General features: G+C 72.3%; 10 protein-coding genes. 6 read left to right on the top strand and 4 right to left on the bottom strand.

The genetic code is table 11. The annotated features are described in order from the left end of the window. The first annotated feature begins 11 nt into the window (after window positions 1–11). Complete coding sequence (locus tag ABT170_RS27075) at window positions 12–7,055, top strand: non-ribosomal peptide synthetase (RefSeq protein ID WP_351871583.1); 7,044 nt, start codon at window positions 12–14, stop codon at window positions 7,053–7,055. 97 nt (window positions 7,056–7,152) lie between these two features. On the opposite strand, the gene ABT170_RS27070 is transcribed toward ABT170_RS27075, so the two are convergent. From ABT170_RS27070 to ABT170_RS27055, 4 genes are read right to left on the bottom strand one after another with little or no spacing between them, the layout of a single operon-like run. After that, a complete protein-coding gene (locus ABT170_RS27070) occupies window positions 7,153–7,389 on the bottom strand; it encodes a phosphopantetheine-binding protein (protein ID WP_351871580.1) in 237 nt (78 codons plus the stop codon). A gap of 23 nt (window positions 7,390–7,412) precedes the next feature. Further along, the gene (locus ABT170_RS27065; protein WP_329944443.1) at window positions 7,413–8,627 is read right to left on the bottom strand and encodes a cytochrome P450; all 1,215 of its coding nucleotides are present in this window, start codon (window positions 8,625–8,627) and stop codon (window positions 7,413–7,415) included. Window positions 8,628–8,633: 6 nt separating this feature from the next. Continuing rightward, the gene (locus tag ABT170_RS27060; protein WP_329944444.1) at window positions 8,634–9,647 is read right to left on the bottom strand and encodes a methyltransferase; all 1,014 of its coding nucleotides are present in this window, start codon (window positions 9,645–9,647) and stop codon (window positions 8,634–8,636) included. Window positions 9,648–9,649: 2 nt separating this feature from the next. Then, the gene (locus ABT170_RS27055; RefSeq protein WP_351871577.1) at window positions 9,650–11,143 is read right to left on the bottom strand and encodes an AMP-binding protein; all 1,494 of its coding nucleotides are present in this window, start codon (window positions 11,141–11,143) and stop codon (window positions 9,650–9,652) included. A 219-nt stretch (window positions 11,144–11,362) separates the two neighbouring features. On the opposite strand from ABT170_RS27055, the gene ABT170_RS27050 reads away from it, so the two are divergent. Genes ABT170_RS27050 through ABT170_RS27030 form a run of 5 tightly spaced genes read left to right on the top strand, consistent with a single transcriptional unit; the run spans window position 11,363 to window position 16,670 of the window. Continuing rightward, complete coding sequence (locus ABT170_RS27050; protein ID WP_351871574.1) at window positions 11,363–12,373, top strand: VOC family protein; 1,011 nt, start codon at window positions 11,363–11,365, stop codon at window positions 12,371–12,373. Then, window positions 12,370–13,479: an alpha-hydroxy acid oxidase gene (locus ABT170_RS27045; RefSeq protein WP_329944447.1), complete on the top strand. Its 1,110-nt coding sequence runs from the start codon at window positions 12,370–12,372 to the stop codon at window positions 13,477–13,479. The genes ABT170_RS27050 and ABT170_RS27045 overlap by 4 nt, the downstream gene beginning before the upstream one ends. Beyond that, entirely contained in the window at window positions 13,476–14,804 is a 1,329-nt protein-coding gene (locus ABT170_RS27040) for an aminotransferase-like domain-containing protein (protein ID WP_351871571.1), read from the top strand. Before ABT170_RS27045 ends, ABT170_RS27040 begins: the two co-directional genes overlap by 4 nt. Before the next feature lie 5 nt (window positions 14,805–14,809). Continuing rightward, a complete protein-coding gene (locus ABT170_RS27035) occupies window positions 14,810–15,877 on the top strand; it encodes an N-acetylneuraminate synthase family protein (protein ID WP_351871569.1) in 1,068 nt (355 codons plus the stop codon). Then, complete coding sequence (locus tag ABT170_RS27030) at window positions 15,861–16,670, top strand: SDR family oxidoreductase (protein ID WP_329944450.1); 810 nt, start codon at window positions 15,861–15,863, stop codon at window positions 16,668–16,670. The genes ABT170_RS27035 and ABT170_RS27030 overlap by 17 nt, the downstream gene beginning before the upstream one ends. Window positions 16,671–16,672 lie beyond the last annotated feature (2 nt).

Below are 16,672 nucleotides of genomic sequence, written 5' to 3'. Positions count from 1 at the left end.
CAGGAGGATCCGTGTTCCCGTTGTCTTTCGCGCAGCAACGCCTGTGGTTTCTCAACCGCCTCGACACCGGAGCCTGGACCTACAACCTGCCGCTCGCGCTCCGGTTGGAGGGTCCGCTCGACACCGCGGCCCTGCGCTCCGCCCTGGGTGACCTGGTGGCCCGGCACGAGAGCCTGCGCACCGTCTTCCCCGAGACCGACGGCGAGCCGCGGCAGTGGGTCCGCGACAGCGTGGACGCCGCCGAGTTCATCACCGAACTGGACGTCACGGCGGCCGAACTGCCCACGACCCTGGACCGGCTGGCCCGGCACGCGTTCGACCTGACGGCGGACCTGCCGCTGAGGGTATGGCTGCTGCGCACCGGCCCGCGGAGCCACACGCTGTACCTGGTGCTCCACCACATCGTCGGCGACGGCTGGTCGATGGCGCTGCTCGGCCGCGACCTGGACGCCGCCTACAAGGCCCGCCGGGCCGGTGCCGCGCCCGACTGGGAACCACTGCCCGTCCAGTACGCCGACTACGCGCTGTGGCAGCGGGAACTCCTTGAGGGCCAGGACGGTGCGGAACTCCTCGCCCACTGGACCGCCCGGCTCGCCGGCCTGCCCGACGAACTGCCGCTGCCACTGGACCGGCCCCGGCCGGACGTCTCCGGTGACGACGGCGGTGAGGTACGGCTGGACGTGCCGCCGGCCCTGCACGCGCGACTGCTGCGGCTCGCGCGCGAGTCCGACGCGTCGCTGTTCATGGTCGTGCACGCGGCCCTGGCGGCCCTGCTGACCAGACTGGGCGCCGGCACCGACATCCCCATCGGCACGATGGACGCCGGCCGCGCCGAACAGGACCTGGAGGACCTGATCGGGTTCTTCGTGAACACGTTGGTGCTGCGGCTGGACACGGGCGGAGACCCCACGTTCCGGCAGCTGCTCGCGCGGGCCAGGGAGGCGGACGTCGCGGCCCTCGCGCACCCCGAGCTGCCGTTCGACCGGCTGGTCGAGGCGCTCAACCCGAGCCGGGCGCTCAACCGGCACCCGCTCTTCCAGGTCGCGCTGGTGATGCAGAACAACACCGCCGCGCGGTACACGCTGGACGGCCTGACCGTCACGGAGCTGCGCAACCGGACCATCGCGGCGCACTTCGACCTCTCGGTCGGCTTCACCGGCCGGCACGCCGCGGACGGCACTCCGCTCGAACTGTCCGTGCAGCTCGTCCACCGCACCGAACTCTTCGACCGGGACACGGTCACGGCGTTCGCGCACCGCCTGGTGCGGCTGCTCGAAGCGGTGGTGGAGGACCCCGACCGGACCCTGGGCGACATCGACCTGCTGGACCCCCGCGAACGCGACAACGTGCTGTACGGGTGGAACGGCACGACCCGGCCGGCCCCGACGACCGGACTCGCGCAGGCCTTCGCCCAGCAGGCCGCCCGGACTCCCGCCGCGCCCGCCGTGTCCGACGCGGACGGTTCGCTGAGCTACGCCGAGCTGGACCGCCGGAGCGACCTGCTGGCCGGCCGCCTGAGCCGGCTGGGCGTGGCGGCGGAGACACGGGTCGCGATCCTCCAGCAGCGCTCCGCCGACCTGATCGTGTCGATGCTCGCGGTGCTCAAGGCCGGTGGCTGCTTCGTACCGCTTCCGCTGACCGCGCCGGCCGAACGGCTGCGCGACATGCTGGACCGGGTCGGCGTGGAACTGCTGCTGGTCGACGACGCGCTGCGCGACCACGACGTGGTGACCGGCGGCCGGGCGGAGACCCTGACGGTGACGGGTTTCCTGGCCACCGAGGCCGACCGCGCCGCCGTACCGACCGGTGCCGCGCACCCCGAGCAGGCCGCGTACATCATGTTCACGTCGGGCTCGACCGGTGCGCCCAAAGGGGTCGTCACCACCCAGCGCGGAGTGCTCGCGTTCGCCCGCGACCGGTGCTGGCAGGACGACCGGCCCCGCCGCGCGCTGCTGCACTCACCGCACGCCTTCGACGCCTCGACCTGCGAGATCTGGGTGCCGCTGCTGTCCGGCGGAGAGATCCGCGTGGCACCGGTCGGTGAGGTCGACGGCGCGGTCGTGCGGGCCGCCGGCCTCACCGACGTGCTGCTGGTCTCCGGCCTCTTCCAGGTCATCGCCGAGGAGGACCCGGACTGCTTCGCCGGGCTGCGCGAGGTGATGACCGGCGGCGACGTGATCAGCCCCGCCGCGGTCCGCGCGGTCCTGCGCCGCCACCCGGGCCTGCGGGTCCGCGCCACGTACGGTCCCACCGAACTGACCATGTGCTCGGTGCAGATGGCACTGCACGACCCGGACGCGGTGCCGGGCGGCGTGCCACTGGGCCGGCCGATGGACGACACCGCCGTCTACCTGCTCGACGACCGGCTGCGACCGGTGGCGGTCGGTGTGGTCGGCGAGCTCTACGCGGCCGGCGCCGGTCTGGCGCGCGGGTACGCCGGCCGCGCCGGGCTGAGCGCCGAACGCTTCCTCGCCGACCCGTTCGGCGCGCCCGGCACCCGGATGTACCGCACCGGGGACCTCGCCCGCTGGCGCGCCGACGGGACCCTGGAGTTCGCCGGCCGGGCCGACACCCAGGTGAAGATCCGCGGCTTCCGGGTCGAACCCGGCGAAGTGGAGAGCGCGCTGGTCCGCCACCCGCACGTGGCGCAGGCCCACGTGCACGCCCGCGAGGACCGGCCGGGCGACAAGCGCCTCGTCGGCTACCTGGTGCCCGCAGTACCGCAGCCGGACCTCGCCGGGATCCGCGCCGCGGCGGCCTCGGTGCTGCCGCCCTACATGGTGCCCACCGCCCTGGTCCCGCTCGAACAGCTGCCGCTCACCCCGAACGGCAAGATCGACCGGCGGTCCCTGCCGGCCCCCGGCCGGGAGGCCCCCGGCACGGACTACGTGGCACCTCGGGACGACCGGGAACGCGCCCTGTGCGCCCTGTTCGCCGAGGTGCTGCGGGTACCGCGGGTCGGTGTGCACGACGGCTTCTTCATGCTCGGCGGCCACTCGCTGCTCGCCATCCGGCTGATCAACCGGATCCGTACCACCTTCGGTGCGCAGATCGGTGTGGCGGCCCTGTTCCAGGCGCCCACCGTCGCCGAACTCGCCACCTGGCTCGTCGAACCGGCGGCCGGCCGGCGGATCCCCGCCGTTCCCCGGGCGGACGGGCTGCCACTGTCGTACCAGCAGGAAGGCCTGTGGTTCCTGCACCAGCTCGACCCCGCCTCCCCGGTCTACAACGTGCCGCTCGCGCTGCGCCTGCGAGGCCGCCTCGACGTGGACCGGCTCTCCCGCGCCCTGGGCCGGCTGGTCGGCCGGCACGAGAGCCTGCGCACCCGGTTCACCGCGGTGGACGGCACTCCGGTCCAGGTGACCGATCCCGCCCCGCCGGCCTGGCCGCTCGTGGTGACCCCGACCCACCCGGACGCGGTGCCGGAGGCACTCGCCGGGGCCGCCACCCGCCCGTTCGACCTGGCCGCCGATCAGCTGCTGCGCACCGAACTGCTGCGGATCGGCCCGGTCGAGCACGTGCTGGTGCTGTGCACCCACCACATCATCGCCGACGGATGGTCGGCGGGCGTCCTGCTCGACGAACTGTCCACCCTGTACACCGATCCGGACGCCTCCCTTCCGGAACTGGACATCCAGCCGGCCGACCACGCCGTGTGGCAGCGCGACCGGCTCGCCGACGACATGCTGGACAAACAGCTCGGCTACTGGCGCGAACAGCTCCACGCGCTGCCGCAGCTGGACTTCCCGGCCGACCGGCCGCGCGGCACCGGCGCCGGGCACCCCGGAGCCACGGTGGAGCTCCACCTGCGGGACGGTCTCGGCGCGTCGCTGCGCCGGCTGGCCGAGACCGAACGCGGATCGCTGCTGTCCGTGCTGATGGCCGGATTCCTGGTGGTGCTCTCCCGGCACACCGGGCAGGAGGACATCGGCATCGGTTCGGTGTTCTACGGCCGCGACCGCCCCGAACTGGAGCCGCTGGTCGGCTACTTCGCCAACACTGTCGTGCTGCGCGCCGATGTCGCCGGCAACCCGGCCTTCCGGGAGCTGGTGCGCCGCTGCGAACTGGCCGTGCAGGGCGCCACCGAACACCAGGACCTCCCGTTCAGCACCCTGGTCGAACAGTTGCGGCCGGCCCGTGAACCGGGCCGCAACCCGCTCTTCCAGATCAGCCTCACCCTGCACGCCGACGAGGTCTCGGCAGCCGCGCCGGCGTTCGGCCCGGTCACCGCCGAACCGCTGCCCGTGGCCGGTTCGGTCGCCCGCTTCGACCTGGCCGCGCACGCCACCGTCACCGCGGACGGCGGGCTGCGGTTGCAGGCCGAGTACGCCACCGACCTGTTCGACAGCGACCGGATCACCCGGCTGCTGGAACACCTGGGCCGCGTCCTGACCCGTGCGGTGTCGACCCCGGACGCCCCGGTGGACGACTTCGTCCTGCCCGGACCGGACGAGGCCGCGCTGCTGCGCCGGTGGAGCGCCGCCCGGCGCGAGGTGCCCTTCGACGCCTCGCTGTGGGACCTGTTCGCCGAACAGGTCCGGCTGCGCCCCGACGCGGTGGCGGTGGTCGCCGGCGAGGAGCGCACGACCTATCGGCAACTGGCCCGGCGCGCCGAACGGCTGGCCGCCCGGCTGGCCGCCCGCGGGGTCACCCGGGGAAGCCTGGTCGGCCTGTGCGCACGCCGGGACACCGGCCTGGTCGTCGGGATCCTGGGCATCCTGCGCGCCGGCGCCGCGTATGTGCCGCTGGATCCCGACTACCCGGAGCGGCGGCTGTCCTACATGGCCGCCGACGCGGGCCTGTCGGTGGTGGTCACCCAGCGAGGGCTGAAGGTGCCCGGGACCGCGCTGCTGCTGGACGCCGACACCGACGGGGACCTCCCGGTGCCGGACACGACCGTGACCGGTGCCGACCTGGCCTACCTGATCTACACGTCGGGCTCGACCGGGGAGCCCAAGGCGGTCACCGTCCCGCACGGCCAGGTCGTCCGGCTGATGCGGGCCACCCAGGACCGGTACCGGTTCGACGAGCGGGACGTGTGGACGTTGTTCCACTCGTTCGCCTTCGATTTCTCCGTCTGGGAACTGTGGGGCGCCCTCGCCCACGGCGGTCGGCTGGTCGTCGTGCCGTTCTGGCAGACCCGCTCGCCCGAGGACTTCCAGCAGTTGCTGGTCCGGGAGAAGGTGACGGTGCTCAACCAGACCCCGGCCGCGTTCCGGCAGCTGGCCGCGGTCGACGAGGAGCGTCCGGAGGCCCTCTCCCTGCGGTACGTGATCTTCGGCGGTGACGCGCTGGACATCGCGTCGGTACGGCGCTGGTTCGACCGGCACGGCGAGGACCACCCGCGGCTGGTCAACATGTACGGCATCACCGAGACCACGGTCCATGTCACGTACTGCCCGCTGACCCGGGACCTCCTGCGCGACAACGCCGGCCCCATCGGCGAGCCGATCCCCGACCTGTCGCTGTGGGTCGTCGACCCGGCCGGGCAGCCGGCTCCCATCGGCGTACCGGGCGAACTCCTCGTCGGCGGCGCCGGTCTGTCCTGGGGCTACCTGAACCGGCCCGGCCTGAGCGCACAGCGATTCGTCGCCGACCGGTTCGGCGGCACACCCGGCGCCCGGCTCTACCGCTCCGGCGACCTGGCCCGGCGCCGCGCCGACGGCGGCCTGGAGTACCTGGGCCGCATCGACCAGCAGGTCAAGATCCGCGGGTTCCGGATCGAGCTCGGTGAGATCGAGGCCGTACTCGCCGCGCATCCGCGCGTCGACAGCGCGTGTGTGACCGTCCGTGACGACCGTCTCGTCGGTTACGTGGTGGCCGGCGCGGCGGGCGGCGCCGGCGACCTCGGTGAGATCCGCGCGCACCTGGCGGCCCGCCTGCCCGCCTACATGGTGCCCTCCGCCCTGGTACCCGTGGAGAGCATCGCCCTGACCGGCAACGGCAAGGTGGACCGGGGCGCGCTGCCCGCGCCGGAGCCGAGCCGCGCCGGCGAGTTCGTCGCGCCGCGCGACGACACCGAACACGCCGTCGCCCGGGTCTGGTCCGCTCTGCTGGGCACCGACCGGATCGGCGTCCATGACAGCTTCTTCGACCTGGGCGGCACCTCGCTCGACCTGACCCGGCTGCGTGCCGAGATCCGCCGGGAGTTCGGCGTCGAACTGGGCGTGCGCGACCTGTACTCGGCGCCGACCGTGGAGAGGACCGCCATGCTGCTCGATCCGTCCCGCCGGCAGCGGCCCCAGCCGTCGCCGCTGGTGCCGATCAAACCCACCGGCAGCCGGCCGCCGCTCTTCCTGGTCCACGCCGTCGGCGGATCCGTGGTGCCGTATCTGCCGCTGGCCCGCCTGATCGACCCCGAGCAGCCGCTCTACGGCCTGGAGGATCCAGGGCTGGAGGGCGGTCCGGTCACCACGTCGCTGACCGACCTGGCCGCGCGGTACGTCGAGGCGATCCGCGCCGTCCAGCCGCACGGCCCCTACCATCTCGGCGGCTGGTCCCTGGGCGGAGTGGTCGCGGCGGAGATGGCCGGCCGGCTGACCGCCGCGGGCGAAACGGTCGCGCTGGTCGTCATGCTGGACACCGGAATGCCGCCGTACCTGGACGGGGAGCTGCCGGAGCGCTCGGTGCTCCTGGGCGGGTTCGTCCACGACCTGGCCGGCCTGGCCGGGGTGCCGGCGCCCCGGTACGACGAGGCCGCACTGCGGAACCTGTCGCCGGACCGTCAGGAGGGGGCGCTGCTGGACCTCCTGGAACGCGCGGCCCTCGTCCCCGAAGGCATCCGCGAGGACATGCGGGACCGGATACGGGTCTTCGAGGCCAACACCCGCGCACTGTTGCGGCACCGTCCGGGCCCGGTCGACGGCCGCCTGGTGCTGCTGTCGGCGCGTGAGCAGCCGCGCAGACCGAGGACCCGTCCGTGGCGCGTCCTCGCCCGTGGCGGCTTCGAACTCCACACGGTCCCGGGCGACCACCACACGATGATGCAGCAGCCTCATCTGACCGTGCTGGCGGAGAGCCTGCGGAGTGTGCTGGACCGGCTGGGCCGGTCGTGAGACGCCACCCCGGCCCGTGAACACGAGGCCGGGGGAGCGCGCACACAGGACGGCGGGAGCGAAGGAGCCGCTCCCGCCGTCCGGTACGACCGGGCTGTCAGGACCGGTCCGGGGACCGTTCCCCGGACCGGTCGAGCTGGCCGGCGAAGTCCGACAGCACCGGGTGTTCGAGCAGGACCCGGACCCGGACCGTGATGCCCAGGCGACGGCGCACCGCGGCCACCACCTCCATGGCGGCCAGTGACTGGCCGCCCAGGGCGAAGAAGTCGTCGTCGTCCTGGACCGGGACGCCCAGGACCTCCTGCCAGATTTCGGCGATCGAGGTGGTACCCATCGTCCATCAGCTCCTTGACGGGCTCACGCCGGGCTCAGCCGCACCGGCAGTCTGGTCAGTCCATGGATGAAGTTGCCGGTGCTCCACACCGGCCTGCCGGCCGGGGCTATCGTGGCCACCCGGCGGATCAGCGCGGTCAGCAGCGCGGTCAGCTCCAGCCTGGCCACCCGCGACCCGACGCAGACATGGGGACCCCAGCCGAACGCCAGGTGCCGGTTGGGGGTGCGGTCGGGCCGGAAGGTGTCCGGGTCGGGGAAGACCGCCGGGTCGCGGTTGGCCGAGCAGAGCCAGGCGGTCACCCGCTCGCCGGGGAGCAGGTCGCTGCCGGAGAGGGTCACCGGACGGGTCACCGTACGCAGCGCGTGCAGGCCGGGGCTGGTCCAGCGCAGGATCTCCTCGACGGTGGTGGGCAGCAGCTCCGGCGACGCGCGCAGCGCCGTCCACAGATCGGGCCGGTCGCCGAAGACCAGCAGTGCTCCGGCCGCCGCGTACCGGACGGTCTCGTTGGCCCCGGTCAGCACCCCGCTGCAGTTGATCAGCAGCTCCTCGTCGGTCAGGTCGCCGTCGGCCGCGAGCAGCGCGCTGATCAGGTCGTCGCCGGGGCGGGCGCGGCGCCGGCCGATCAGGTCGGCGAAGTAGCCGAAGATCTCGGCGTTGGCGTCCAGCCGGTCGATGGGGTCGGGGGAGTCCAGACCGTCGGTGGTGAGCCTGCCGATCAACGGCCAGTCGGCCCGGGGCAGGTTCATCATGGCGCAGATGACCTGGTTGGGCAGTCGCTGGGTCAAGTCGCCGACGGCGTCCCGGACCGGTGGCCCGGCGGCCCTGTCCGGCCCGTCCCCCACGGGGCCGCCGGCACCCGCCTCGACCACCTCGTCCACCAGTTCCGTGACGCCGGCGACGATCCGGTCGTGCCAGCGGAGCAGCGCCGCCGGGGTGAACGGCGCACCCACCACGCGGCGGATCCGGCCGTGCCGCGGCGGGTCGCTGACCACCATCATCCGGTCGGCGACCATGCGGGCCGCCTCGTCCGATCCGCCGAGCCTGATGCCGGCGCGGGAACTGAACGTGGCCGGATCACTCAGTACCGTCCGGACGTCGTCGTACCTGGCGGCCACCCAGAACCCGGGACCGTCCGGCTCCGGATGCCGGGTCAGGCCCGGACGGGCGCGTACGGCCGCGAGCTGTTCCAGGTGCCGGTGCCCGGCGAAGACCTCCGGCGTGAGCAGGTCGATGTCCATCGCCGGTCAGCGCGCCTCGATCACGGAGAACGGCGACCCCGGGATCTCCGAGACCCGGTCGATCCGATAGCCGGCGGCCTCCAGGACCCGGGCGAACCCGGCCCGGTCGCGTTCCCGGCCGCCGGTGAGGACCATCATGCCGAGGTCGCTCCAGCGGCTGATGTGCTGGGCGCCGTCCTCCGGCACCAGCATCTCGATCACCAGCAGCCGGCCGCCGGCCGCCAGCGCGCGACGGCTCGACCGCAGAATGTCCACCGCCTGCTCGTCGGTCCAGTCGTGCAGGACGCTGCACAGCAGATGAGTGTCCGCGCCGGTGGGCACCGCGACGAAGAAGTCGCCCGGCACGGCGCGGCAACCGGGGACACCACCGCGGAGGTTCACCTCGTCGATCACCGAGGGGCGGTCGAACAGCACGCCGCTCGCGTGCGGGGCCACCGAGAGGATCTTGCCGAGGAGGAAGCCGTCGGCGCCGCCGATGTCCAGGATGACCTTTGACCGCGACCAGTCGACGGCCTCGGCCGCCTGCCGGTACAGACGACCGGTGCGTTCCCGCATCCGGCGCAGGAACGCGACGTTCGCGCCGCGCCGGGTGTTCTTGACACCGAAGAAGTCGCCGCCGCCGTCGCCGTCGAAGGATGCCGCGCCGGTACGGAAGGTGTCCGTGGCACGCAGCCAGGCCAGCTGGCTCTCGGCATTGACCAGGGACGCGGAGAGACTGCGCGGGTGGTCCCGCCGCAGCCGCGCGCCGAGCGCGGTCAGCCGGAAGCCGGTGGCGGGGTCGCCGGCGAAGAATCCGGCCGCGGCGAGGGCGGACAGCAGCCGGCCCAGGGCGTCGGGGGCGGCATCGATCAGGCCCGCCGTGGTCGCTACGGGCTGCGGGGCCAAGGAGTCCATCACATCGGCGACGCCGAGTTCGACGGCGATGCGCAAGGCGTGCGGCAGCACCGCGACCATGCTGTCGTCGACGAGGGTGAGGTAGTCCTCCACGATCTTGTCGGTGGTCTCGGTGTACGTGGTCATCGTCAGCCCCTTTCCTGGGGTCGGGACGTGAGCAGCAGCTCGGTCAAGGCCCGGTGGTCGACCTTGCCGTTGGCGTTGTGGGGGAGATCGTGGAGGCGGCGCACCAGATCGGGCACCAGGTGGCCGGGGAGCCGGTCGCGCAGCTCCGCGCGCACCCGGTCGGGGTCCGCGTCGCCGGTGAAGGCCAGCGCCAGACGTTCGTACGCGCCGCTTCGGCCGGACAGCGCCACCGCCACGCAGTCGCGCACGCCGGCGCGGCCCGCGGCGTGGCTCTCCACCTCTCCCAGCTCCACCCGGTATCCGCGGATCTTCACCTGCCGGTCGGCACGGCCCAGGAAGTGCAGCACTCCCTCGGCGTCGCGCACCGCGCGGTCACCCGTGCGGTAGACCCGTGTCGGCACACCCCGGACATCGACGGTGACGAACCGCTCGGCGGTGCGTTCCGGGTCGCGCAGGTATCCCTGGGCCAGCCCCGCGCCCGCGACGCACAGCTCGCCGTCGATCAGGTGGACCTCCGTACCGGGCACCGGCCGCCCGATGGGCACGCCGTGAGGCCGGTCGCAGTCCTCGGGCCGGATGTGATGCATGGTGGCGAAGGCGAAACTCTCCACCGGCCCGTAGCAGTTGTGGACGGTCGTGTCCGGGTGGCGCAGCAGCAGTGCGCGCACCGGCTCGGGCGCCAGACGTTCACCACCGATGAACATCAGACCGATCCCGCGGAAGCAGTCGGGATCCAGCCGTACCAGCAGGTTCACCACGGAGGCGACCAGGACGAGGGTGTTCACGCCGTGCCGCGCGACCAGGTCGCGCAGGGTGTCCGGCAGCAGATGGTCCTCGTCCGGCAGCACCACGGTGCCGCCCCGGGAGAGCATGCCCCACAGTTCCAGTCCGCAGGCGTCCCAGCCGACCGGGGCGAGTTGCGGCAGCACCCGCCCGGGGCCGAAAGCGGCCAGGGGGCCGCTGTCGAAGAGCCGCAGCACGGCCCGGTGCACGGTCACCACGCCCTTGGGGGCGCCGGTGCTGCCGGAGGTGAAGAAGACACAGGCCGGGTCGTCCGGCCCGATGTCCGCCCGGACCCTCCGGGGCCCGGGGACGGGGGCGGGTACGGACGGTGGTGTCCAGCACGGTGCGCCGGCGAGCGGTGTGTCCGTGATGAACAACGGTGCCCGCAACAGGCGAAGCAGTTCCCGTACGCGCTCGTCCGGCCACTTCACGTCGATGGGGCAGTACGCCGCACCCGTCTTCAGCACGGCCAGCAATAACGTCACCATGCGGGCCGACCGGGTGATGCGTACCGGCACCAGGCAGCCCGGTCCCACCCCCGCCTCGACCAGTGAGGCCGCATACGAATCGGCCGCCGAAACAAGCTGGGAATAAGTGACAGGGCCATTTTCACCCATCAGTGCAATATGGCCGCCATATTCTGCCGCGCGCTCGTCGAGTGCCTGGTGAATCAGCACGTACCGCTCCTTGTCCGCAGCTTCGATCGCACGCATATTCACCCGTGGCCGTGGTGCGCGCAACCCCTACGAACCCCATAGCGGATACCCCGGTACCCAGGTGCGGGACAGTGCGTTCCGTACTGTTGGGCGGCTCCCAGCAGGGTTCATTGACTTTCTTCCGTGCCCGTCCGTAGCGTTTTTTCGTCGCGGTACCGGGATCTGACAATTCTTGTTCCCACCGTGGAAACCGATTATCGAGCCTTGGGGGAATTCGTGTCGTCCGCACCCCAGACCAGAAATCAGCACGCCATCGACGCCGGCATCGACCACATCACACTCTCCGTCGGTGATGCCCGCGCCCGTGCGGCCGAGTTCGTGGACCGCTACGGCTTCCGGGTGATCGCCGCCGGGGACACCCCGGAGTTCACCGCCGTGGCGGTGCGGCAGCGGGACATCGTCCTGGTGCTGCTGGAGGGCCGCGCCGACGACCATCCGGCCACCCTGTTCACCGCCCGGCACGGCGACGGCGTGAGCGGCATCGCCCTGCTCGTGGACGAGCCGGAGCACACGGTGCTCGAAGCCTTCGGCGATGTGACGCACACCTTTGTGAGCCGGCCCGCCGGCGGACCCTGGTCGCTGCCCGGTATCGCACCGGTGCGCACCGAGGAGCCCGAGGAGCCCGAGGCGCCGGCGCGGCGTCACCTGCTGTGCGTCGACCACATAGCGGTCTGCCTTGAGAACGGCGAACTGGACCGGACCGTCGAGACCTACCGGCGGACGCTGGGCTGGGAGGTGGTGTTCGAGGAGGACATCCACGTCGGCGCGCAGGCCATGCAGTCCAAGGTGGTGCAGAGCCCGAGCGGGCGGGTGACGCTGACGCTGCTGCAGCCCATGAGCGGTGCCGCCCCGGGCCAGATCGACGACTTCCTGAAGAAGCACGGCGGCAGCGGTGTGCAGCACCTGGCCTTCGCGGTACCGGACATCGTGGACGCGGTGGCCGATCTCGGCACCACCGGCGTACGGTTCCTGTCCACGCCCGCCACCTACTACGAGAACCTCGAACAGCGGCACGGATCCTCCGGCCACCCGGTGGCGGAGCTGCGCGAGCACAGCGTGCTCGTCGACCGGGACCACGACGGTGAGCTGTTCCAGATCTTCACCCGGTCCGAGCACCCGCGCCGCACCCTCTTCATGGAGATCATCGAACGCCGCGGCGCGACCACGTTCGGCAGCAACAACATCCGCAAGCTGTACGAGGCGGTCGAGCGACAGGACCGGGCGTGACGGGCGGTCGGACCGTCCTGGCGACGGATCCGCTCACCCTCGCCGACATCGAGGACCGGGCCCGCGCCGTGCTGGCGCCCGAGGTGTACGACTTCGTGGCCGGCGGAAGCGGCCACGAGTCGACGCTGAACGCCAACCGGACCGCGTTCGACCGGTGTCACCTCGTCCCTCGCGTACTGTCCGGGGTGGACACCGCCGACACCACGACCACCCTGCTGGGCGTGCCGGCGACGATGCCCGTCGCGGTGGCGCCGATGGCGTTCCACTCGGTGGTGCACCCGGACGGCGAACCGGCGGTGTCCCGTGCGGCGGCGGCGGCCGGCATCCCCTTCACGGCGGCGACCCTGGCCGGCTGCCCGCTGGACGAACTGTCCCGCGCCGGCGGCGACCTGTTCTTCCAGCTGTACTGGCTGCGCGACCGGGCCCGCACCGAGTGGCTGATCGGCGAAGCCGAGCGGCTCGGCGCCCGTGCCCTGATCCTTACCGTGGACGTTCCGTTCATGGGCCGACGGCTGCGCGATCTGCGCAACGCGTTCGCCGTGCCGGCGCACGCCGCACCGGTGAACCTGGCCGGCACACAACGCGGCGGCGGGCAGAGCGTCGGCGGGCACGCGGCCGCGGTGATCGACCCCACACTGTCCTGGTCCGACCTGGACTGGGTCCGGCGGCGGACGCGATTGCCGTTGGTGCTCAAGGGAGTTCTCGACCCGGCGGACGCGCGGCGCGCGGTGGACCTCGGCGCGGACGGCCTGGTGGTGTCCAATCACGGCGGCCGGCAACTGGACGGCGCCGTACCCAGTCTCCTGGCCCTGCCGGCGATCAGGGACGAGGTCGGTGACGCGTGCGAGGTGCTGCTGGACAGCGGTGTGCGCAGCGGCACCGACGTGCTGCGCGCGCTGGCCCTCGGCGCGTCCGGGGTGCTGCTCGGCCGACCGGTCCTGTGGGGACTGGCCTCCGGCGGCGAGCCGGGCGTGACCGGGGCGCTGGAACTGCTGCGCACCGAACTGGAGGTGTCGATGGCCCTCGCCGGCGCGCCGCACGTGGCCGCGGCCGGGCGGCTGGGCGTGAAGTGGGCGTCCACGGCGCACGAACGGGAGGAGGGATGACCGACGCGCCCCACGCCCGTACGGCACCGCCCGGAGCGGTGATGGACCTGGCCGGCCTGCACGGGTCGCTGTCCGATCCGGCGCTGCTGTCGATGAACCTGCTGAACGAGGTGTCCGACCGGTACCCGGACGCGGTCTCCTTCGCGCCCGGACGGCCGGACCCGGGCGGGTTCTCGGTGGAGGACGTCCACCGGTATCTGCGTACCTGGACCGCGTACGTCACCGACGGCACACCCCGCGGCGCGGAAGTGGCCCGCAACCGGCTCTACCAGTACGGCAGAACCAAGGGGGTGATCCAGGACCTGGTGGCCCGCAACCTCGTGACCGACGAGAACATCCACGCCGACCCGGAGTCGATCCTGGTGACCGTCGGCTGCCAGGAGGCCATGGTCCTGGTGCTGCGCGCCCTGCGGGCCGGTGACCGCGACGTGCTCCTGGTCACCTCACCGGCCTATGTGGGCATCACCGGCGCGGCCCGTCTGGTCGACCTGCCGGTCGTGCCGGTCGACAGCGGCGCCGGCGGCATCGACCTGGACGACCTGGCGGCCAAGGTGCGCGGCGCCCGCGAGGCCGGACTGCGGCCCCGGGCCTGCTACCTGGTGCCCGACTTCGCCAATCCGACCGGGCTCAGTCTCGACGTGCCGACCAGGCGCCGGCTGCTGGAGCTGGCTGCGGAGCTGGACATCCTGATCATCGAGGACAACCCGTACGGCTTCTTCGGCGACGGCGCGCCCCCGAAGCCGACGCTCAAGTCGCTGGACACGGGACATCGGGTCGTCTACCTCGGCTCGTACGCCAAGACCGCCCTGCCCGGCGCCCGGATCGGGTATGTGGTGGCGGACCAGCCGGTCGCCCGGGACGGAGAGGTCGTCGGCACCCTCGCCGACGAGCTCTCGAAGATCAAGAGCATGATCACGGTCAATACCCCGCCGATCGCGCAGGCGGTCATCGGCGGCAGGCTGCTGGAGAGCGACTTCGCTCTGCGCGAGGCGAACCGGGACGCCACCGCGCGGTACGGACAGCGGCTGCGGCACCTGCTCGACGGGCTGGCCGCGCGGTTCCCGACAACGTCGCCGGTCTCCTGGAACCGACCGGACGGCGGATTCTTCCTGGTCGTCACGGTGCCGTTCGTCGCCGACGACGACCTGCTCGCCCACTCGGCCAAGAGGCACAAGGTCATCTGGACGCCGATGCACCACTTCTACGCGGCAGGGGGCGGTCAGCGGCAGCTGCGACTGTCCTGCAGCTCGCTCACACCGGCGGAGATCGACCTCGGTCTGGACCGGTTCGCTTCGCTGGTGACCGATCTTCTGGAGAGGACCTGAGAACGATGAGAGCGCTGACGGTAAACGATCGGACCATCTCGGACGAGACCGACGCCTATGTGATCGCGGAGATCGGCCACAACCACGAGGGCGATCTGGCCAAGGCGGAGGAGCTGGTACGTCAGGCGGCCGCGGCCGGGGCCAGCGCGGTCAAACTGCAGAAGCGGAACAACCGCTCGCTCTACACCAGGGCGATGTACGACTCCCCGTACACCGGACGCAACAGCTTCGGCCCGACGTACGGAGCGCACCGCGAGTTCCTGGAGTTCGGCACCCACGAGTACACGCACCTCCAGCAGCTGTCGGCCGAACTGAGCGTGGACTTCCTGGCCACCGCCTTCGACTTCGCCAGCGTGGACTTCCTGGCCGAGCTCGGTGTGCCGGCGATCAAGATAGCGTCCGGGGACATCAGGAACACACCACTGCTCGCCTACGCGGCGAAGGCGGGCAAGCCGCTGATCGTGAGTACCGGTGGCGCCGACATGGAGGCCGTCCGGCGCGCCTGCGGCACCGTTCTGCCGATCAACCCGGACCTCGCGCTGCTCCAGTGCACGGCGATGTACCCGGCCGAGCCCGAGGAGTTGAACCTGGCGGTGCTGAGCACCTACCGGGCCGAGTTCCCCGGGACGGTGGTCGGTTTCTCCGGGCACGACCTCGGCCCGTGGGCAGCCTGGACCGCGTACGCGCTCGGCGCCCGGGTGGTGGAGAAGCATGTCACTCTCGACCGCACCCGGCCCGGCAGCGACCACAAGTTCTCGTTGGAACAGGCGGACATGGCCGAACTGGTCGACGGGCTGCGCCGGGTGCGGCGCTCGCTGGGCGGCCGGGACAAGCAGGTCCTGCCGGGCGAGCGGCCCGCGATCAACAAGATGGGCAAGAAGCTGGTCGCCCAGCGGGACCTGCCGGCGGGGCACCGCCTCATCATGGAGGACGTGGCGATCAAGTCGCCGGGCGACGGGCTGACCCCCGACCGGCTCGTCGACGTGGTGGGCCGCCATCTCGGCCGGCCGCTGGCCGCCGACGCCGACATCACCCTGGAGGACCTGGTGGACGGCGATGCCGAGCGCGATTGACCTGACCGGATCGGTCGCCGTCGTGACCGGGGTGTGCGGACGGCTCGGCGCGGTGTGGGTGGACGCCCTGCTGGGCGCCGGTGCCGATGTGCTGGGCCTGGATGTGCGGGACACCCGCGGGCCGGAGCTGCGGGCGGTGCTGGACAAGCACGGCCCCGAGCGGTTCGCCGCACTGGTCGCGGACGTCACCGACACCGGCAGCCTGCGCCGCGCGCTCGACGACTGTCTCGCACTGGCCGGCGAGCCGACCATCCTGATCAACAACGCCGGTGTCGACAGCCCACCGTCGGCCGCGGGCGCCAGCTGGTGCTTCGAGGACATCCCGGACGAGGTGTCCGGCGGCATACTCGCCGTCAACGCCCAGGGGACGCTGCGGATGTGCCAGGTGTTCGGGTCGCGGATGGTCCGGCACGGCGGCGGATCCATCATCAACATCGGATCGATGTACGGCGGCCTCGCGCCCGACCCGCGGATGTACGAGCACCTGCCGATGGATCCGCCGTTCCTGAAACCGCCCGCGTACGGCATGTCCAAGGCCGGTGTCGCCTCGCTCACCCGGTACCTCGCGGCGCTGTGGGGGCCGGCCGGGGTGCGGGTCAACACCTTGTCGCCGGGTGGTGTGCTGGGCGCGCAGGACCCCGAGTTCCGCGAGAAGTTCCACGCCCGCGTGCCGCTGCGGCGCATGGCCCGCGCCGAGGACCTGAACGGACCGCTGCTGTTCCTCGCGTCCGACCTGAGCCGCTACGTCACCGGAACCGAACTCACCGTGGACGGCGGGTTCAGCTGTTGGTGACA

This window comes from Streptomyces sp. NPDC001787 (assembly GCF_040297465.1).
In the GTDB taxonomy this organism is placed as follows: domain Bacteria; phylum Actinomycetota; class Actinomycetes; order Streptomycetales; family Streptomycetaceae; genus Streptomyces.
This window is presented reverse-complemented; position numbering and strand designations above follow the sequence as displayed.